Source organism: Ruegeria sp. ABD4_443 (assembly GCF_056160865.1).
On record NZ_JBSWYA010000013.1, the window covers coordinates 37,684 to 56,336 of the forward strand.

The window sequence follows — 18,653 nt, forward strand, 5'->3', positions numbered from 1 at the left end:
GCGGGCTTAACTTGAACGAACGTACAAAATAAGGCAAGATGAAAATCATGACTCAAAAAAACATCGAAAAACTAAGGCAAAGAGCGCCTTCTCAGCGGTCATTGCAGACCAAGGCCAAGATCCTGGATGCGGCGGAATGCCTGTTTGCCGAGCGGGGATTCGAAGGCGCTTCGATCCGCGATATTGCGGCCAGGGCCGGGGTGCAGGTGGGGCTGGTGCATCATCACGGTGGCGGCAAGGAAGAGCTGTTTTACCAGACCGTGGCGCGGCGCGCAGGCGAACTGGCCCGGATCAGGGTGGAAACGCTTGAGGCGTTACAGGCCAGCGGTCCGTTGAACCTGCGGGATATCCTGGATTGCTTTATCCGCCCCTACGTGACGCTTGCCCTTTCAGGGGGCGACGGGTGGATGGCATACGGTCGCCTGGTTGCCCATGTCTCGGTCGATCCGAGGTGGCGGGATATCGCGGCCGAGTATTTTGATCCCACGGCGCAACGTTTTATCGCGGAAATTGCCAAGCTGTACCCCGGTACGGACCCGGCCCTGCTGGCCAGCGGCCAGGTCTATTCCGTGTCGGCCATGCTGGCGCATCTGAACAGTGCCTGGCGCGTCGAAGCCCTGTCCAAAGGCGGGGACCTGGCGCAAATCGACAGCCTGATCGCCTTTTGCGCGGCGGGGATCGAGGCAATGATTTCACCGCCTCAAGGGTGACGGGCACCGGGCCGCCAGCGACTTGCGCCTAATGGCGCGGCATCTGGTCAAGCAGCAGCATGTTCAGCTTGAAATCCGGTGAAGTTCTGACCGCCTCGGGTGACACGAAGAAACCGAATATGATCACGGCCAGGCACAAGGCCGAACCCGCAATGAAATAGGTGGCGACATTCAGGGCAGAGCGCATCATCGAGACAGTGTCCTTTTTCCGGGGCGGGGCGTTCTGGCGTGTTTCAGGCCAGCTTCGCCAGCTTTTGCTTCAAGGCCTCGTTCTCGGCCTTCAGGGTTGCCAATTCCTGTCCCAGCGCAGTCAAATGCGGGCGCAGTTCGGCTTCGGTGAAACGGGGCGTTATGTGTCGGGGGCAATTCCAGTCCAGGGCGTCGACATGGATCGTGACCGCCCGTTCGGCCTTTGCTTCGGCGCCGTCGGGGTAAAGATCCGCCGCGGCATCTGCGCCTTCTGCAAACGAAACCCGGCCCAGGATCTTGAGGCGTCGCTTGTTGGCGTAATCCATCAGGATCATCGCGATGCGGTCGTTTCCGTCCAGGTTTCCGCGGGAAATATACTGCTTGTTGCCGGAAAAGTCGGCATAGCCGATTGTCTGCGGTCCCAGCACTTTCAGAAACCCGACGGGCCCGCCGCGGAACTGAACATAGGGCCATCCGGCTTCGGAAACGGTCGCTTGGTAAAACCCGTCGCGCGCCTCGATAAAGGCGCGTTCGGCCTCTTTTATCTGATGGCCTGATCGCGGGCCCGCTTCGAGAAATTTGCCATAGCTGGCCGCGGATCCCATCCGTTCCTGATGGGCGCGGACCGCAGGGGTGAAGGTCAGTTCAGAAAAAGCGCGGGGCATGTCGGTTCCTTGTTCAAAGGCCAAGTTCAGAAAGCGCGGGATGATCGTCAGGCCGTGGGCCTAAGGGCCAGTGAAACAACCGCTGATCGGCGGTGATCGGTACATCGTTGATTGAGGCATGCCGCGCGGACATCCGCCCGTCAGCTGCAAAGACCCAGTTTTCGTTTCCATGCGACCGCATCCACTGGCCCGCATCATCATGCCATTCATAAACATAACGCACTGCGATCCGGTTTCCGGAATGGGCCCATAGCTCTTTGATCAGGCGGTATTCATGCTCGGCCCGCCACTTGCGTGTCAGAAACGCATGGATTTCAGAGTGACCAGTCAGGAATTCCGAACGGTTTCTCCATCGGCTGTCATCGGTGTAGGCCGGGGTGACGATATCGGCGTCGCGGCTGTTCCAGGCGTTTTCCGCCAGGCGGACCTTTTGGGCCGCGCTTTCAGTGGAAAAGGGCGGCAGAGGGGGGCGTGTCATGGTGTTGACCTTCAGGCAAGAGAGGCGGCGACAAGGGCCAGGGCAAGCAGAAACGGAACGTACTGGGCGGAAAATGGGCTGGAACGGCGTCGCATTGGTCAATTCCTTCGGTGTACAGATCGGTAACTCTTGAATTGAAAGTGTACAGATCGGTAACCTTTTGCAAGGGATTTTTTCGAATTTTTCTTTGGCAGAGCGGAGGTATTTTGGAAAAGTATTTAAAAATAGAATGTTGCGGGACGGTGTTGCGTTCCTGTCATTCCAATATTATGTACAGATCAGTACACAGGAGGGCCGAATCATGCGCCCAAACAAGCGGGACGAGCTGGTCAGGAAAGCGTTGCAGGTCTTTTACCGTGACGGGTTCCATGCCACGGGAATGGACAAGCTCGTGGTCGAGACCGGCGTTTCCAAAACCTCGATGTACAAGCATTTCCGTACCAAAGAGGATCTGATCCTGGCGGTTCTGCGCCTGCGGGACGAGAATTTCCGCAATTGGTTCATTCGTCGGATCAATGAGTTGGCGACTGAACCGGCCGACCAGATGCTTGCCAGTTTCGATGCCTTGGCCGAGTGGTTCGAAGAAGACAGCTATCGTGGATGCATGTTCATCAAGGCAGGGGCCGAGTTTCAGGACATTGATCACCCGATTCATGTTCAGGCTGGTGAACACAAACGGCTGCTTCTGGAGTACTACACCGACCTGGCCCGCAAGGCGGGTGCCAGTGATCCGCAAAAGCTTGGGTGCCAGTTGTTGCTGCTCAAGGAAGGCGCGATTGTCACGGCGGTCTTGTTGAACAGTTGCGATCCTGCGACGGATGCCAAACAGGCGGCCCGGGTGTTGATCGACGCCGCCTTGTCCTGACCATCCCGCGAAAACCGCGCCTGGGCCCGCCGATAGGGCAATGAACGTTGCGTAGCATGCGCCGGGACGCGGCGTCAGGCGGATTGGAACAGTGCCCGCCGGGCGGTAGCGTGTGACAAACGCATATCGGAGATCTCGTAATGTCGCTTTTTTCCAGTACCGCCGCCTGGGTCACGGATGAACACCGGATGTTTGCCGAAATGGCCGGGCGTTTCATGGATGATGAACTGGTGCCCAATATCGAAACCTGGGTCGAGAACGGCGTGGTCGACCGGGGTTTCTGGCACAAGGCGGGCGAGACCGGGTTGATGGCTGGCGCAATCGGCGAAGATTATGGCGGTGTGGGCGGCGGGATGGGCTTTGACGCTGTCACGATCTATGAGCAGGCATCGCGGGGGGACGCGGGCTGGGGCTATGGCATCCAGTCGATCGTGACTCATTACATCACCGCCTATGGCAGCGAGGATCAAAAGACCAACTGGCTGCCCAAGCTTGCATCCGGCGAGATGATCGGTGCGATTGCAATGACCGAGCCCGGCACCGGGTCCGACCTGCAATCCGTGCGCACCACGGCCGAGAAAGACGGGAATTCATACCGGATCAACGGCTCGAAGATATTCATTACGAACGGGCAGACGGCGGACCTGGTGATCGTGGTGGCCAAGACCGACAAGTCACAAGGTGCCAAGGGCGTTTCGCTGATTGCCGTTGAAACCGACGGGGCCGAAGGGTTCCGCCGGGGCCGCAACCTCAAAAAGCTGGGGATGAAGGGCAACGACACCGCCGAGCTGTTCTTCGAAGACGTCAAGGTTCCGATGACCAACCTGATCGGGTCAGAGGAGGGGCAGGGTTTCTATCAGTTGATGAAACAACTGCCGTGGGAGCGTCTGACCATCGGCATCATGGCGCTGGGCGCAATTGATTTCGCCATCGCCGAGACGGTGAAATATGTGCAAGAGCGCAAGGCCTTCGGTCAGCGCGTCATGGATTTTCAGAATACCCGTTTCAAGCTGGCCGAATGCAAGACCAAGGCCGAGGTACTGCGCAGCTTTGTCAATGACTGTATCGGCAAGCTCGAAGCGGGGGCGTTGGATGCGCCGACGGCCTCGATGGTGAAATACTGGGGCTCCGAGGCGCAGAACGAGGTCATGCATGAATGTCTGCAACTGTTCGGCGGTTATGGGTTCATGATGGAATACCCCATTGCCCGTCTATATGCAGATGCGCGGGTGCAGATGATCTATGGCGGAACCAACGAAGTGATGAAGGAACTCATCGCGCGGTCGCTGGATGTCTGATCGATGGGCGTGCTAACCCGTGGCGTCCCCGGGCAATTGGCCTTCCAGCCAATCCCGGAATGACCGCAACGGCCCGGTGGCGGCGCGGTCTGATGGCCAGACCAGATAATAGTCCCCCAGGCTGACACGCGGGCCGTCCCAAGCCGTGACCAGGCGCCCGGACCCCAGGTCGTCAGTCACCAAATAGGCGGGCAGCAGGGCGATGCCCAGGCCATGAATGGTCGCCTGGATCATGGTCGAAAACTGGTCGAACAGCATTCCGCGCAGCCCCGCCACGGGCGCGCCTTGTGCCGCGAACCAGCGTTCCCAGCCATCTGGCCGTGTGTCCAGGTGCAGCAGCGGCGCGGCCTGGATATCGGTAAGTTCTGCAAATCCGTCCGGAGCGAACTCGGGCGCGCATACGGGCAGCACCTCTTCGCGCATCAGCGGCAAATAATGCACGCCCGCCCAGTCTCGGCGCCCGAAATGGATGGCCGCGTCAAACTGCTCGGCTGCAAAGTCAAAGGGCTTTAGCCTTGTGCCAAGGTTCATAGTCACCTCGGGGTGCTGGCGCGCAAAGTCGCGCAGCCGGGGTGCCAGCCAATGCATTCCGAAGGCGGGCAGGATCGACAGGTTCAATGATCCACCGGCCGGGTTCGCGGTAAGCTTCAGGGCTGCCTGCGCCAGGTCCTGAACCGCAACCCTTGCGGTTTGCGCATAGTCTTTGGCGGCGGGCGTCAGGTGCAGGCGCATCTGGCTGCGCTCAATGAGATCGACACCCAGTTGCGTCTCCATTGTTTTCAGCTGTCTGCTGATGGCGCTTTGCGTCAGAGATAATTCCTCTGCCGCGGCGGATGCGCTGCCAAGCCGGTCAACGGCTTCCAGCGCCAGAAGGGACGAGATCGAGGGCAGAAACCGGCGCGGTGCAATCATATGACATATCCTCATACCTTTTTAATGCAATAGCACTGGTATTTCCTGCCCGCCAGAGCCATCAGTGATGCAAACCCGGTGGGCGGCCGGCGTGCCTTTACAGTCTTGAAATTCGCCCTTGGGCACGGGACAAATCCACAGGTGCGGATAAAGCTGCTGCGCCCGGGGCCAGACAGAAGGAAATGCCTATGGATCGCGCCGAGATCGTTCACCAGAATTTCCTGACCCGCGTGGCGGCTGGCGATTTTCCCCACGGTGCGCCACCCTGTCCGGGGCTGACGGCGCCCGAGGCCGTCTTGCTGTTTCGCGCGCAGGTCCTCAGCCGGGCGCTGGATCGCACCAGCCGTGCGATGCAGAAGGCGGGGCAGGGGTTTTATACAATCGGGTCGTCGGGGCACGAAGGCATGGCGGCCGTCGCGCAGGCATTGCGGCCAACAGACATTGCCTTTCTGCACTATCGTGACGCCGCTTTTCAGATTGCCCGCGCGGAACAGGTTCCAGGCCAGCAGATCGCCTGGGACATGCTGCTCAGTTTTGCGTGTTCCTCGCAGGACCCGACCTCGGGCGGGCGGCACAAGGTGCTTGGCTCCAAGGCGCTGATGATCCCGCCGCAGACCTCGACCATCGCCAGCCACCTGCCCAAGGCAGTGGGCGCGGCCTATGCGCTGGGCGCGGCCCGGCGCCACGCCCCGGAACACCGGCAATTGCCCCAGGACGGTATCGCCATGTGTTCGTTCGGGGACGCATCGGCCAACCACTCGACCGCTCAGGGGGCGATCAACACGGCAGGCTGGACCAGCGTTCAGTCAATTCCGCTGCCGCTGCTGCTTGTGTGCGAAGACAACGGTATCGGGATTTCGGTCAAGACGCCGAAAGGGTGGATACAGGCGTCCATGGAACACCGGCCGGGTGTGCGATATTTTCAGGCCAATGGGTTGGATATCTATGAAACCCATGCCGTTGCAAAAGCGGCGGCCGATTATGTTCGGACCCGTCGCAAGCCCGCGTTCGTGCACCTGAAAACCGTGCGCCTGTACGGTCATGCCGGGGCGGACGTCCCGACCACGTACCTGCCGAAATCCGAGGTTGAGGCAGATGAGGCAAACGATCCGCTTTTGCATTCGGTGCGCCTGTTGGATCAGGCGGGGGCGCTTTCGCCCGATCAGGCATTGGCGATTTACCGCGAAACCTGCGCCCGCACCGATCGTGTCGCCGCCGAGGCCGCGACCCGTCCCCATCTGCGAACCGCGGATGATGTCCGGGCAAGCCTGATCCCGCCCAAACGCATCTGCAAACCCACCAATGGCCCCGACGCCGACGCGCGCGCTGCGTTGTTTGGTGGCGATATGCGGGCGATGGATGAACCGCAGCCGATGAGCCGCCTGATAAATTGGGCGCTAAGCGACCTGATGCTGGAACATCGCGAAATCGTCTGCATGGGCGAGGATGTCGGCCGCAAGGGCGGCGTGTATGGCGTGACCCAGAAACTGCAGCAGCGTTTCGGTGCGGACCGGGTCATCGACACGCTGCTGGATGAACAATCCATCCTGGGGCTTGCAATCGGCATGGGGCATAACGGCTTTGTTCCGATCCCCGAAATCCAGTTCCTTGCCTATCTGCACAATGCCGAAGACCAGATCCGGGGCGAGGCGGCGACCCTGCCGTTCTTTTCGAACGGCCAGTTCACCAACCCGATGGTGCTGCGCATTGCCGGGCTGGGGTATCAAAAGGGGTTCGGTGGTCACTTTCACAATGACAACTCGCTGGCGGTGCTGCGCGATATTCCCGGGCTTGTTATCGCGTGCCCCTCAACTGGCGCGGATGCGGCGCAGATGCTGCGCGAATGCGTGCGGCTGGCGCGCGAAGAACAGCGCGTCGTGGTGTTTGTCGAACCCATCGCGCTGTATCCGATGCGGGACCTCCACACCGCGCAGGACGCGGCATGGATGACACGTTATCCCGCGCCCGGCCAAAGGATCGCGCTGGGCGAGGTCGGTGTGCATGGCACGGGCCAGGATCTGGCTATCGTCACCTATGGTAACGGGCATTACCTGTCGCAACAGGCGTTGCCTGATTTACAGGCAGCAGGCGTGAACACCCGCATCATCGACATGCGATGGCTGGCGCCGTTGCCGGAACAGGCATTGCTTGAGGCCACCAAGGGCTGCAAACACGTTCTGATCGTGGATGAATGCCGCCGCACCGGCAGCCAGTCCGAAGGGGTGATGACCCTTTTTGCCGAAAACACCACCCTGCCGACCGCTCGTGTCGTGGCCGAAGATTGCTTTATCGCAACCGGCCCCGCCTATGCCGCGCCGTTGCCGTCGAAGGAAGGTATCGTTGCCGCCGCGCTCAAATTGACCGGAGTTTTGGAATGACCCGAACCGCCGTCGTGATCTGCCCCGGACGGGGAACGTACAACAAGCCCGAGCTGGGCTACTTGCACCGCCATCACGCGGGGCGGATGGAACTGTTTGGGCGGTTTGATACCCTTCGGACTGAAAATGGGCAAAGCGCAATCACCGCGCTGGACGGGGCCCAGCGGTTCTCGGTCGCGCAATATTCACGCGGCGACGTCGCCTCGCCCCTGATCTATGCCGCATCGCTGGCCGATGCGCAGGCGCTGGCCGAGGATATCGAGGTTGTGGCCGTCACCGGCAATTCGATGGGCTGGTACAGCGCGCTTGCGGTGGCCGGGGCGCTGACGGCGGAAAACGGATTCAGGGTCGTCAACACGATGGGCACGCTGATGCAGGAAAACCTGATCGGCGGTCAGCTCGTCTATCCCTTTGTCGGGGAAGATTGGGCTGACGATCCGGTCCGCAAGGCGGGCTTGCTGTCTGCCGTGGACGAGATCGCGGCAACCCAAGGGCACGACCTGTCGCTGTCCATTGATCTGGGTGGAATGCTGGTGCTGGCAGGGAACGACCAGGGGCTTGCCGCGTTCGAGGCCGCGTACCCCGTCGTTCAGGACCGGTTTCCCCTGCGCCTGCCAAATCACGCCGCGTTTCACACCCGCCTTCAGGCCCCGGTCGCAGAACAGGGCCGGGCGCAATTGGGCGCGCATTTGTTCGGGCAACCGGGCAAGCCGTTGATCGACGGGCGCGGCAAGATCTGGTGGCCCGGAGCCACGGACCCGGCGAAACTGTGGGACTATACGCTGGGTCACCAAGTGACCGAGACCTATGATTTTACCCGCGCCGTTCAGACCGCAGCGCGGGAATTCGCCCCCGATATGTTCATCGTGACCGGGCCGGGCGCGACGCTTGGCGGGGCGGTTGCGCAATCGCTGGTTCTGGCGGGCTGGCAGGGTCTGGTTGACAAGCCGGGGTTCCTTTCGCGGCAGCAGGACAGGCCCTTGCTGGTCTCGATGGGGCGCGCGGATCAAAGGCCCCTTGCAACCGGGTGAACCCAAGCGGATGATCCGCAAAACCGCACGAGGTCTTGAGTGAGCGATCCCGAACTGCCCCTTTGGCAAAACACCTGCCGCGAACATCTGGAATGTACCGATCTGTCCGATACCGTGACGGCTGATCTGGCCATAGTCGGGGGCGGCTATACCGGGTGTTCGGCCGCGTTGACGGCGGCGCGGGCCGGGGCATCGACCGTGTTGCTGGAAGCGCATGACATCGGTCACGGCGGCTCGGGGCGCAATGTGGGGCTGGTCAATGCAGGGCTGTGGGTGCCGCAGGACGATATCCGTGCGCATCTGGGTCACGAGGCCGGAAACCGGCTGATCACCCTGCTGGCACAAGCGCCATCCGACGTTTTCCAGCTGATCGACGCGCATGGCATCGCCTGCGAGCCGGTCAGGAACGGGACGTTGCATTGTGCACATTCTCCATCCGGTTACCGCGATATCCGCACCCGCCATACGCAACATGTCTCCTCGGGCGCGCCGGTAGAGCTGTTGTCCGCACAGCAGGTTCAGCAGCGAACAGGCAGCGCCGCCTTTCACGGCGCGCTGTTCGATCCGCGCGCGGGAACTATTCAGCCCCTGGCCTATGTTCGCGGACTTGCGCGCGCCGCGGCCGGTGCAGGCGCGCGGGTTTTTCAGCGCAGCCCCGTTACCTCAATGGCCCATGATGGCCACGCGTGGGTGTTGAAAACGTCCCGTGGCGAGGTGCGGGCCAAAGCGGTTATTCAGGCAACCAACGCCTATCATCAGGGTCTGCAGGGCACGGCCCCGTCCTATGTCCCGGTCTACTATTTCCAGTTTGCAACAGCGCCGCTGCCCGAGGCATTGCGCAAGGACATCCTGCCCGGTGGCGAAGGATGCTGGGATACAGGGTTGATCATGACGTCCTTCCGCATGGATCGCGAGGGGCGGTTTATCATCGGCGGCATGGGCGATCTGGGCCATATCGGGCGTTCCGTACATTCAGGTTGGGTCCGCCGCAAAATGGCCGCCCTGTTTCCGGCGCTTGCGGGCGAACCCCTTGTCACAGGCTGGCATGGCCGAATATCCATGACATCTGACCACCTGCCCAAGATTGTCTCGATCGGCCCGCGGGCGCTGTCAATTCACGGCTATTCCGGGCGCGGCATTGGCCCGGGAACGGTATTTGGCGGGTTGGTGGCCGAAAGCCTGCTGAGCGGCGATCCTTCGGTTCTTCCGGTTCGTATGGTTGGCACCCATGATGAACGCCTGCCCGGTATGCGCCGTGCCTTTTTTGAAAGCGGCGCGGTTGCAACCCACTTGCTGAAGGCCAGATTCTGAGAAAATCGGGGCAAGTGCCGGGAGTCGGAAAACGACATTGCTGTCCTGACGTTTTGGTCGTTCCCGCCATGGACGTCCTGCAGTTGCTGCACTAACGTCCCCGCAAACCCAGTGACACCTGTCCCATAGGCGCGAGGTATATTCATGGAATTTCACAGTCCGACAAGCTTTGCCGAAGCATCGGCCTTGGCTGCAAAGGCAACGGGCATCACGCGGTTTCTGGCCGGCGGCACCGATGTTCTGGTGCAGCTCCGCTCGGATTTGGTTACGCCCGATACGCTGATCGACATCAAAAAGATCGACGGTGTTGGCAAGATCACCTGCAATGCTGATGGCAGCTGGACCCTGGGTGTGGCCGTGACAGGCGCCGAGATGAGCGAACATCCCGAACTGGGCCGCGACTGGCCCGGCCTGGTCGAGGCGATGGACCTGATCGGCTCGACCCAGGTTCAGGGGCGCGCAACGCTGACCGGCAACCTGTGCAATGGCTCTCCGGCGGCTGATTCCGTGCCGGCGATGGTGGCGGCAGGCGTGACCATGACCGTCACCGGCCAGGATGGCACCCGCGAAGTCGCGGTCGAGGACATCCCCACCGGCCCCGGCAAAACCTCGCTGGCCAAGGGCGAAGTGGTCTCGGCCGTCAATATCCCTGCGCGCGGTGACAACGGTGGCGACGCCTATCTGCGCTTTATTCCTCGGACCGAAATGGACATCGCCGTGGTCGGCGTCGGCGTGAACCTGCGCCTTGATGGTGATACGATCACCGAGGCCCGAGTCTCCTTGGGTGCCGTTGCACCGACCGTCCTGCTGGTCGAAGACTGCGCGAAAGCTATCATCGGCAGCACGCTGGACGATGCCGCGCTGGGCGCACTGGCCGCTGCGGCCTCTGCCGCCTGCAACCCGATCGACGACAAGCGCGGCACCATCGCGTTCCGCACCGAGGTCGCGGGCGTTCTGGCCAAGCGCGCCGTGAAAATCGCCTATGCCCGCGCAAAGGGAGAAGACCTATGAGCAAGCTCCACGTTTCCACCACCGTGAACGGCGACGCGGTCGAATACCTGTGCGACCCGCGCGAAACCCTGCTGGATTGCCTGCGCGACAAGCTGAACCTGACCGGCGCCAAAGAAGGCTGCGGCACCGGTGATTGCGGCGCCTGTTCGGTCACCGTCGATGGCCGTCTGGTGTGTTCTTGCCTGATGCTGGGGGCCGAGGCCGAGGGTAAGCAGATTGAAACCGTCGAAGGCATCGCCGATGGCGACGTCCTGCACCCGCTGCAAAAGAAGATGATCGAATATGCCGCCCTGCAATGCGGCATCTGCACTCCGGGTATTCTGGTGGCGGCCAAGTCGCTGCTGGAAAAGAACCCCAACCCGACCGAGGAAGAAACCCGGTATTGGCTGGCGGGCAACCTGTGCCGCTGTACCGGTTACGACAAGATCATTCGCGCCGTGATGGATACGGCGGCTGAACTGCGGGAGGCGTCATAATGGCTTTGGACGATCGTAAATCCGAATTCACCTTTGTGGGCACCCGCCCTGACCGCCCCGACGGGCTGGACAAGGTCACCGGCCGGGCAAAGTTCGGCGCGGACATGTCGGCCCCCGGCATGCTGCACGGCGCCATCCTACGCTCGCCCCATGCACACGCACGGATTGTCAGAATAGACACCTCAAAGGCCGAGGCGCACAAGGACGTCAAAGCCATCGTCACCCGTGCCGATTTCGCCGATGTCCCGTTCAAGCCCGGACTTGAGGGCGAATATTGGAATGTGCTGGAAAACGTCATGGCGGGCGACAAGGCGCTGTATGACGGGCATGCGGTGGCGGCTGTGGCGGCCACATCGGCCTTGGCGGCGCGCGATGCGCTGAAGCTGATCGAGGTCGAATACGAGGTCCTGCCCCATGTCACCGATGTCGACAAGGCCATGGCCCCCGACGCGCCGGTGATCCGCCAAGGCGCGGCGGACTATTCGGTTCCGCAAGGCATGCATCCCAACGTGGTGCGCTATCACGAAAGCGGTCATGGCGATGTCGAGGCCGGGTTCGCCGAGGCCGATCTGGTCATCGAAGACAGCTTTGTCACCGAGGCGACCCACCAGGGGTATATCGAACCGCATGCCTGTCTGGGCGCGCTGGGCAGCGATGGCAAGGGTGAGCTGTGGTGCTGTACCCAAGGCCACTGGATCGTTCAGAAAACCTGCGCCGCGCTGCTGGGCATCGAGACCTCGCAGCTGCGCGTCACCGCCTCGGAAATCGGGGGCGGGTTCGGCGGCAAGACCACCGTCTTCATCGAACCCGTCGCACTGGCGCTGAGCCGCAAGGCCAACCGCCCGGTCAAGATCGTGATGTCGCGGTCCGAGGTGTTCCGCGCCACCGGGCCGACCGCTTCGGCCTCGATGGACGTCAAGATCGGCATGAAAAAGGACGGCACGATTACCGCCGCCCAAGGCATCTTTCGCCTTCAGGGCGGCGCCTTTCCCGGCGCACCCGGCGACATGACCGCCATGTGCGCCTTTGCGCCTTACGACCTGACCAATGTGCGGCAGGTGGGGTATGACGTGATGTCCAACCGCCCGAAACAGGCCGCCTATCGCGCGCCGGGCGCGCCAATGGGGGCTTTTGCCGTTGAATCCGTACTGGATGAGCTGTGCAACCAACTGGACCTTGACCCGGTGGATGTGCGCCTGAAAAACGCGGCGCATGAGGGCACCAAGGCCAGCTATGGCCCGCGCTACGAACGGATCGGCCTGGTCGAAACGCTAGAGGCCGCCAAGGCGCATCCGCATTACTCGGCCCCGCTGAAGCCGGGGCAGGGGCGAGGGATTTCCTGCGGCTTCTGGTTCAACCATGGCGGCGAGACTTCCGTGTCGCTGGCCCTGTCCGAGGATGGCTCGGCGCAGGTCATGGTCGGAACGCCCGATATCGGCGGTTCACGCGCGTCGATGGCACTGATGGCGGCCGAGGTTCTGGGCATTCCCTATGAGAACATCCGCGTCACCATCGCGGATACGGCCTCGCTGGGATATAATGATGTCAGCCACGGCAGCCGCGTGACCTATGCCAGCGGTCTGGCCACGATCAAGGCGGCACACCATGCGGTCGAAAAACTGTGTGAACGCGCGGCGGCCAAGTGGGGCATCCCGGTGGACGCTGTGAAATGGCAAGACGGCTGCGCGGTGCCTTCGGGACCCAATGCGGGCGATTTCGACCCGCTCCCGCTGGCGGATATCACCGCCGATATGGGGCGGACCGGCGGACCGATCTCGGGCCATTTCGAGGCAACACCCGAAGGCGCGGGCGTGTCCTTTGGCACCCATATCGTCGATGCCGAGGTTGATCCGGAAACCGGCAAGACCAGCATCACCCGCTACACGGTCATTCAGGATGCGGGCAAGGCGATCCACCCGACCTATGTCGAAGGCCAGTTTCAGGGCGGCGCGGCGCAAGGCATCGGCTGGGCACTGAACGAGGAATATATCTATGGCGACGACGGCCGCCTGCAAAACTCGATCTTCCTTGATTACCGCATCCCGGTGGCCAGCGACCTGCCGATGATCGACACGGTGATTGTCGAAGTGCCCAACCCCGGCCACCCGTTTGGTGTGCGCGGCGTTGGGGAAACCGGCATCGTGCCGCCTTTGGCCGCCATTGCAAATGCGGTGTCCAACGCGGCGGGCGTGCGGATGAAGCAACTGCCGATGTCCCCGCCGCGCATTCTGGCCGCGCTCAAGGACAATGGTTGAGGTGCATCTTTGGTCCAGCCTCCGGTCTTTGGCCGGAGGTTGCGACGTGGTCATGGTTGAGGCCAAGACGACCGGAGAGGTGTTGCGCGAACTGGTTCGCGCGCATCCACAATTGCAGGGCCCCATAGACGCAGGCGTTTCGATCGCGGTGGACGGACGAATTATTGCCAGCGGATTGTCCGAGCCTATCGCCCCCGGCAGCGAAGTATATCTGATGCAGCGCCTGCGCGGGGGGTAACCTTTGCCCGGACGCGGGTTGCAAAGACCGGAACAGGCGGGGGAGAGCAGCAAACCGCCGATCTCGACAGGCGGATGCGCTCTCACCCCTGATCCTGCCGATGTACCCCCTCGTTAAAAAAGAACCACCAAACAAAACGGCAGGGTTGCCCTGTAATGGCCCGCAATCTGGGCGCAAGTATTACAAGATCATGACACTTGTTGGACGAAACCTTTACGATACAACATGTTGTTGCCATGTCTCTTCGCGTGGGAAATCATGTGAATCCCGGTTGAATCCACCCAATCCGGCGGGCGAGGTCAGGCGCTTGAAACTGTCAGGAAATCATGGTGCTGCTGGAGAGAATTGAACTCTCGACCTCTCCCTTACCAAGGGAGTGCTCTACCTCTGAGCTACAGCAGCGCTGTGGGCGGGTGATTAGACTCAAACGAAAGGCGGCGCAAGGGTGTCTGGACGGTTTTTTTCGGGTCCTGTACAGAAAGATCATGGCGGACAAAAAAACACCGAAAAGCCCCGCAAAGTCGGGAAGCACGCGCGAGGATCGTTTGAAGGCGGCATTGAAAGCCAACCTTGCGCGGCGTAAGGCACAGGCAAAGGCACGCGCGCCGCAGGGTGGCGGATCAGGGCAGGACAAGGAATAAGAGCAGATGGATTCGATTTTAGTCACGGGCAACGGCCCGCTTAAGGGGCAGATTCCGATTGCCGGGGCAAAGAACGCCTGTCTGACGCTGATGCCGGCAACATTGCTGAGCGAAGAGCCCCTGACGCTGACAAATGCTCCGCGGTTGAGTGATATCAAGACCATGACGGCGTTGTTGCAATCCCTCGGGGCCGAGGTGTCGGCGTTGCAGGGCGGGCAGGTACTGGCATTGTCGAGCCATGATCTGACCAGTCAGACCGCGGATTACGAGATCGTGCGCAAGATGCGGGCGTCGAACCTGGTACTGGGGCCTTTGCTGGCGCGATTCGGGCAGGCGGTTGTGTCCTTGCCGGGCGGCTGCGCCATCGGTGCGCGGCCGATGGACCTGCATGTCGAAGGGCTCGAGGCGCTGGGCGCCGAGATCGAGCTGAAGGACGGATACCTTCACGCCAAGGCGCCCAAGGGCCTGATCGGTGCTGTGCATGAAATGCGGTTTGCCTCGGTCGGGGCCACGGAAAACATCGTGATGGCCGCGACGCTGGCCAAAGGTACGACGGTTCTGAAAAACGCCGCGCGCGAGCCTGAAATCGTCGACCTGGTCGAATGTCTGCGCAAGATGGGCGCTCAGATTGCGGGCGAGGGGACATCCACCATCGAAATCCAGGGTGTCGAGCGGTTGCATGGTGCTACGCATCAGGTGGTGACCGACCGGATCGAGTTGGGCACCTATATGCTGGCGCCGGCGATTTGCGGCGGCGAGGTCGAACTGTTGGGTGGCCGCATGAACCTTGTCGGTGCCTTTGCGGAAAAGCTGACCGCCGCCGGTGTGGTGATCGAGGAAACCAAGGCCGGGTTGAAGGTGTCACGGCCCAATGGCCGGGTGCGGGCCGTGGACGTGGTGACCGAGCCGTTTCCTGGTTTTCCGACCGACCTTCAGGCGCAAATGATGGCCCTGATGTGCACGGCCGAAGGGACATCGGTGCTTGAAGAGCGCATTTTCGAGAACCGTTTCATGCACGCACCGGAACTGGTGCGTATGGGCGCCGCAATCGAGGTGCATGGCGGGACGGCCACCGTGACAGGTGTCGAACAGCTCAAGGGTGCGCCTGTGATGGCCACCGATCTGCGGGCCTCGGTCTCGTTGATCCTGGCGGGTCTTGCGGCCGAAGGGGAAACCATTGTCAGCCGCGTGTATCACCTGGATCGCGGGTATGAACAGGTGGTGCGCAAGCTGGAAGGCGTCGGCGCAAAAATCGAACGGATCAAAAGCCAATGACAGATGCGAGTTTTGAAGATGGCCGTGAGGCCCCGCTGAACCTGGGTGCCGAGGATGCGGATGACCTGCAGGTGATTTCGACGCTGGCGCAGGACGCGATTTTCCCGGTTACGGAAATGACATGGCGCGCGTCGCAACAACGTTTTGGCATTTTGCTCAACCGGTTTCGATGGGAAGACAAGGATGCCGCCACCCGGCGCGGGCGGGCGTTCGAGCGGGTGCAATCCCTGTTGGTTTTCGACAATGTCCTGTCCGTCGCAAGCCAGGGCATCGACCGCAAGGACAAGGATATGATCCTGTCGCTTTTGGCGGTGGATTTCGAGGCCGGTGAAGACGGAGCCGGGCAGATCGTTCTGACCCTGGCCGGGGATGGCGCCATTCGTCTGTCGGTCGAGGCGATAGATGCCGCGCTTAAGGATGTAACCCGCCCCTATCGCGCACCGTCCGGGCACGCGCCGGATCACCCTGCATAGGGCAATTTGGTGCGCACCGGTCCGGCCCAAGTATTCCGGCCGGTCGGATTCTGTGGGTTGAGCGCGCTTGGCTCCGGCGGTATGTCCCGCTCAAACGTCCGGAGTGATCGTAATGCCTGTTTTTCTTGAGTCCACATCCGCCGATTTCGAAACCGCCTTTGCCAGCTTGCTTGCCGCCAAGCGAGAGGACAGCCCCGATGTCGATGCAGTGGTCGCCGGGATCATCGACGACGTGCGCAACAGGGGCGATGCCGCCGTCATCGAATTGACGGCCAAGTTTGACCGGCAAGAGCTGACGCCCGCAACCCTGGCCTTCGGCGCCGATGAAATCTCGGAGGCGATAGAACAGGTCTCGGCCGCTGATCGCGCCGCGCTGGAACTGGCGGCGGACCGTATCCGGGCCTATCACGAAAAGCAGCTGCCCGAAGACCGGGAATGGACCGATGAAACCGGCGCCACGCTTGGCTGGCGGTGGTCTGCCGTGCAGGCTGCCGGACTTTATGTGCCGGGGGGGCTGGCGTCCTACCCGTCATCCGTTCTGATGAACGCCATACCGGCCAAGGTCGCAGGCGTCGAGCGTCTGGCCATTACGGTTCCTACCCCGGACGGGCAGGTGAACCCGCTGGTCCTGCTGGCGGCCCGCCTTTCGGGTGTCGACGAGGTGTACCGCATCGGCGGCGCGCAGGCGATTGCGGCGCTGGCCTATGGCACGGAAACAATCGCGCCGGTGCACAAGATTACCGGGCCGGGCAATGCATTTGTCGCGGCGGCCAAGCGGCGCGTCTTTGGCAAGGTGGGCATCGACATGATTGCCGGGCCATCCGAGATCCTGGTCATTGCCGACAGCGACAATGACCCGGATTGGATCGCCCTTGATCTGCTGAGCCAAGCCGAGCATGACGAAAGTGCCCAATCCATCCTGATCACCGATGATGCCGCGTTCGGCGCACGGGTCGCCAAGGCCGTCGACCTTCGGCTTGAAACGCTGCAGCGGCGCAAGATCGCCGGGGCAAGCTGGCGCGACTTTGGCGCCGTGATCACGGTGCGCGATCTTGACGAAGCCGCTGCGTTGTCGAACCGTATCGCACCCGAACATCTTGAACTATGTGTGGCCGACCCGGTCGGGCTGAGCAAGAAGACGGTTCACGCAGGCGCGATTTTCCTGGGCCAGTACACACCCGAAGCGATTGGCGATTATGTCGGTGGCCCGAACCATGTTCTTCCGACCGCACGTTCCGCGCGGTTTTCATCAGGCCTGAGCGTCATGGAGTTTCTCAAACGGACGACCCTTAGCCAGATGACGCCCGAAGCCCTGCGTGCCATCGGCCCCGCGGCTGAACAACTTGCGGCCTCGGAAAGCCTTGAGGCGCATGGCCTGTCGGTTTCGGTGCGCCTGAAGCGGTTGAACCAATAACCCGCAACAGCCATTTTCGCAGAGTTGGAGCATGCGCGTTGCTCATGCCCGCTGCTTGATATAGGTCTGTCGTGACCTGAACGGATCTTAGGATAATGACCCGAATTTCGCATATCGCACTGGACGACCGAAACCTGCCCCCGCCGACCCCCGAGATCGAGCAGGAGCGCAAGGTTGCCATCTTTGATCTGCTCGAAAACAACTCGTTCACGCTGCCTGCCCGCGATGATCGCACGATGCCGGACGGGCCCTATCATGTGCAGCTGTCGATCCGCGACAAGCGGCTTGTTTTTGACGTCACCACCGAGGCCGAAGAAAAAGCCGCCGAGTTTCATCTGTCGCTTGGCCCGTTCCGTCAGGTGGTCAAGGATTACTTCCAGATCTGCGAGAGCTATTTCAACGCGGTCAAGACCTTGCCGCCCAGCCAGATCGAAACCATCGACATGGCCCGGCGCGGCATTCACAACGAAGGCAGCCGTGTCTTGCAGGAGCGGCTAGAGGGCAAGGCCGATGTCGATACCGACACCGCGCGCCGTCTATTCACGCTGATTTGCGTGCTGCATTTCGGAGGCTGACGCGTGACGTCCCTGCCGCATTCGGTCCTTTTTTGTTGCGACCACAACGCGGTTCGATCCCCGATGGCCGAAGGGATCATGAAAAAGTTCTATGGCACGGGCACCTATGTTCAGTCTGCCGGGGTTCACAATGACCTTGAAATAGACGGGTTCTGCATTGCGGCCTGTCAGGAAATCGGGGTCGAACTGTCCCGGCACCGGTCGCGTTCCTTTGATGAGATGCAGGAATGGGGCGATGACCTCAGCTCGTTCGATCTGATTGTCGCCCTGTCGCCGGCCAGCCAGCGCAAGGCGCTGGAACTGACCCGGATTTTCCACCTGGATGTCGATTATTGGCCAATAATGGACCCTACCGGGCTGGGCGAGACCCGCGAACAAAAGCTACATCACTACCGACAGACCCGCGATCAGATCATTCAGCATCTGAAAGACCGCTGGGGTGCCCCAAGGAAGTGACC

At 61.5% G+C, this 18,653-nt stretch carries 20 protein-coding genes and 1 tRNA gene; 16 read left to right on the forward strand and 5 right to left on the reverse strand.

Annotated elements, in window-relative coordinates; translation table 11 throughout:
- Window positions 1-47: 47 nt before the first annotated feature.
- Window positions 48-710 (forward strand): TetR/AcrR family transcriptional regulator, encoded by a 663-nt coding sequence (locus tag ACXAG8_RS17595; protein WP_475230112.1) that lies wholly within the window; start codon window positions 48-50, stop codon window positions 708-710.
- 28 nt (window positions 711-738) lie between these two features.
- On the opposite strand, the gene ACXAG8_RS17600 is transcribed toward ACXAG8_RS17595, so the two are convergent.
- Genes ACXAG8_RS17600 through ACXAG8_RS17610 form a run of 3 tightly spaced genes read right to left on the reverse strand, consistent with a single transcriptional unit; the run spans window position 739 to window position 2,042 of the window.
- Window positions 739-900 carry a hypothetical protein gene (locus ACXAG8_RS17600; protein ID WP_475230116.1) on the reverse strand — a complete coding sequence of 54 codons (162 nt, stop codon included), beginning with the start codon at window positions 898-900 and terminating at the stop codon, window positions 739-741.
- Between the two features lie 43 nt (window positions 901-943).
- Window positions 944-1,564 (reverse strand): pyridoxamine 5'-phosphate oxidase family protein, encoded by a 621-nt coding sequence (locus ACXAG8_RS17605; RefSeq protein ID WP_475230119.1) that lies wholly within the window; start codon window positions 1,562-1,564, stop codon window positions 944-946.
- A 13-nt stretch (window positions 1,565-1,577) separates the two neighbouring features.
- Window positions 1,578-2,042, reverse strand: a complete 465-nt coding sequence (locus ACXAG8_RS17610; RefSeq protein WP_475230125.1) for a nuclear transport factor 2 family protein — start codon at window positions 2,040-2,042, stop codon at window positions 1,578-1,580.
- A gap of 301 nt (window positions 2,043-2,343) precedes the next feature.
- Between ACXAG8_RS17610 and ACXAG8_RS17615 the strand changes: the two genes are divergently transcribed.
- Window positions 2,344-2,907 carry a TetR/AcrR family transcriptional regulator gene (locus tag ACXAG8_RS17615; RefSeq protein WP_475230128.1) on the forward strand — a complete coding sequence of 188 codons (564 nt, stop codon included), beginning with the start codon at window positions 2,344-2,346 and terminating at the stop codon, window positions 2,905-2,907.
- Window positions 2,908-3,047: 140 nt separating this feature from the next.
- Entirely contained in the window at window positions 3,048-4,205 is a 1,158-nt protein-coding gene (locus tag ACXAG8_RS17620) for an acyl-CoA dehydrogenase family protein (protein WP_475230131.1), read from the forward strand.
- A 12-nt stretch (window positions 4,206-4,217) separates the two neighbouring features.
- On the opposite strand, the gene ACXAG8_RS17625 is transcribed toward ACXAG8_RS17620, so the two are convergent.
- Window positions 4,218-5,117, reverse strand: coding sequence for a LysR substrate-binding domain-containing protein (locus ACXAG8_RS17625; RefSeq protein WP_475230134.1), 900 nt, complete (start codon window positions 5,115-5,117; stop codon window positions 4,218-4,220).
- A 188-nt stretch (window positions 5,118-5,305) separates the two neighbouring features.
- Between ACXAG8_RS17625 and ACXAG8_RS17630 the strand changes: the two genes are divergently transcribed.
- The 7 genes from ACXAG8_RS17630 (at window position 5,306) to ACXAG8_RS17660 (ending at window position 13,817) form a co-directional block, all read left to right on the forward strand.
- Window positions 5,306-7,495: a thiamine pyrophosphate-dependent enzyme gene (locus tag ACXAG8_RS17630; RefSeq protein WP_475230137.1), complete on the forward strand. Its 2,190-nt coding sequence runs from the start codon at window positions 5,306-5,308 to the stop codon at window positions 7,493-7,495.
- Window positions 7,492-8,526 (forward strand): ACP S-malonyltransferase, encoded by a 1,035-nt coding sequence (locus tag ACXAG8_RS17635; protein ID WP_475230144.1) that lies wholly within the window; start codon window positions 7,492-7,494, stop codon window positions 8,524-8,526. Before ACXAG8_RS17630 ends, ACXAG8_RS17635 begins: the two co-directional genes overlap by 4 nt.
- Before the next feature lie 39 nt (window positions 8,527-8,565).
- Window positions 8,566-9,837, forward strand: coding sequence for an NAD(P)/FAD-dependent oxidoreductase (locus ACXAG8_RS17640; protein ID WP_475230148.1), 1,272 nt, complete (start codon window positions 8,566-8,568; stop codon window positions 9,835-9,837).
- 144 nt (window positions 9,838-9,981) lie between these two features.
- The gene (locus ACXAG8_RS17645) at window positions 9,982-10,848 is read left to right on the forward strand and encodes an FAD binding domain-containing protein (protein ID WP_475230151.1); all 867 of its coding nucleotides are present in this window, start codon (window positions 9,982-9,984) and stop codon (window positions 10,846-10,848) included.
- The gene (locus ACXAG8_RS17650; RefSeq protein WP_475230154.1) at window positions 10,845-11,324 is read left to right on the forward strand and encodes a (2Fe-2S)-binding protein; all 480 of its coding nucleotides are present in this window, start codon (window positions 10,845-10,847) and stop codon (window positions 11,322-11,324) included. Before ACXAG8_RS17645 ends, ACXAG8_RS17650 begins: the two co-directional genes overlap by 4 nt.
- The gene (locus tag ACXAG8_RS17655) at window positions 11,324-13,579 is read left to right on the forward strand and encodes a xanthine dehydrogenase family protein molybdopterin-binding subunit (RefSeq protein ID WP_475230157.1); all 2,256 of its coding nucleotides are present in this window, start codon (window positions 11,324-11,326) and stop codon (window positions 13,577-13,579) included. The genes ACXAG8_RS17650 and ACXAG8_RS17655 overlap by 1 nt, the downstream gene beginning before the upstream one ends.
- Window positions 13,572-13,817, forward strand: coding sequence for a MoaD/ThiS family protein (locus ACXAG8_RS17660; protein WP_475230160.1), 246 nt, complete (start codon window positions 13,572-13,574; stop codon window positions 13,815-13,817). Before ACXAG8_RS17655 ends, ACXAG8_RS17660 begins: the two co-directional genes overlap by 8 nt.
- Window positions 13,818-14,144: 327 nt before the next feature.
- Here ACXAG8_RS17660 and ACXAG8_RS17665 read toward each other — a convergent pair.
- A tRNA-Thr gene (locus tag ACXAG8_RS17665) sits at window positions 14,145-14,219 on the reverse strand.
- A gap of 83 nt (window positions 14,220-14,302) precedes the next feature.
- Here ACXAG8_RS17665 and ACXAG8_RS17670 point away from each other — a divergent pair.
- The 6 genes from ACXAG8_RS17670 (at window position 14,303) to ACXAG8_RS17695 (ending at window position 18,651) form a co-directional block, all read left to right on the forward strand.
- Complete coding sequence (locus ACXAG8_RS17670) at window positions 14,303-14,458, forward strand: hypothetical protein (protein WP_475230164.1); 156 nt, start codon at window positions 14,303-14,305, stop codon at window positions 14,456-14,458.
- A 6-nt stretch (window positions 14,459-14,464) separates the two neighbouring features.
- Window positions 14,465-15,733, forward strand: a complete 1,269-nt coding sequence (murA, locus tag ACXAG8_RS17675; RefSeq protein ID WP_475230167.1) for a UDP-N-acetylglucosamine 1-carboxyvinyltransferase — start codon at window positions 14,465-14,467, stop codon at window positions 15,731-15,733.
- A complete protein-coding gene (locus ACXAG8_RS17680; RefSeq protein WP_475230170.1) occupies window positions 15,730-16,206 on the forward strand; it encodes a DUF2948 family protein in 477 nt (158 codons plus the stop codon). The genes murA and ACXAG8_RS17680 overlap by 4 nt, the downstream gene beginning before the upstream one ends.
- A gap of 112 nt (window positions 16,207-16,318) precedes the next feature.
- A complete protein-coding gene (gene hisD, locus ACXAG8_RS17685) occupies window positions 16,319-17,620 on the forward strand; it encodes a histidinol dehydrogenase (RefSeq protein WP_475230173.1) in 1,302 nt (433 codons plus the stop codon).
- Between the two features lie 95 nt (window positions 17,621-17,715).
- Entirely contained in the window at window positions 17,716-18,195 is a 480-nt protein-coding gene (locus ACXAG8_RS17690; protein ID WP_475230176.1) for a UPF0262 family protein, read from the forward strand.
- A gap of 3 nt (window positions 18,196-18,198) precedes the next feature.
- The gene (locus tag ACXAG8_RS17695; RefSeq protein WP_475230182.1) at window positions 18,199-18,651 is read left to right on the forward strand and encodes an arsenate-mycothiol transferase ArsC; all 453 of its coding nucleotides are present in this window, start codon (window positions 18,199-18,201) and stop codon (window positions 18,649-18,651) included.
- Window positions 18,652-18,653 lie beyond the last annotated feature (2 nt).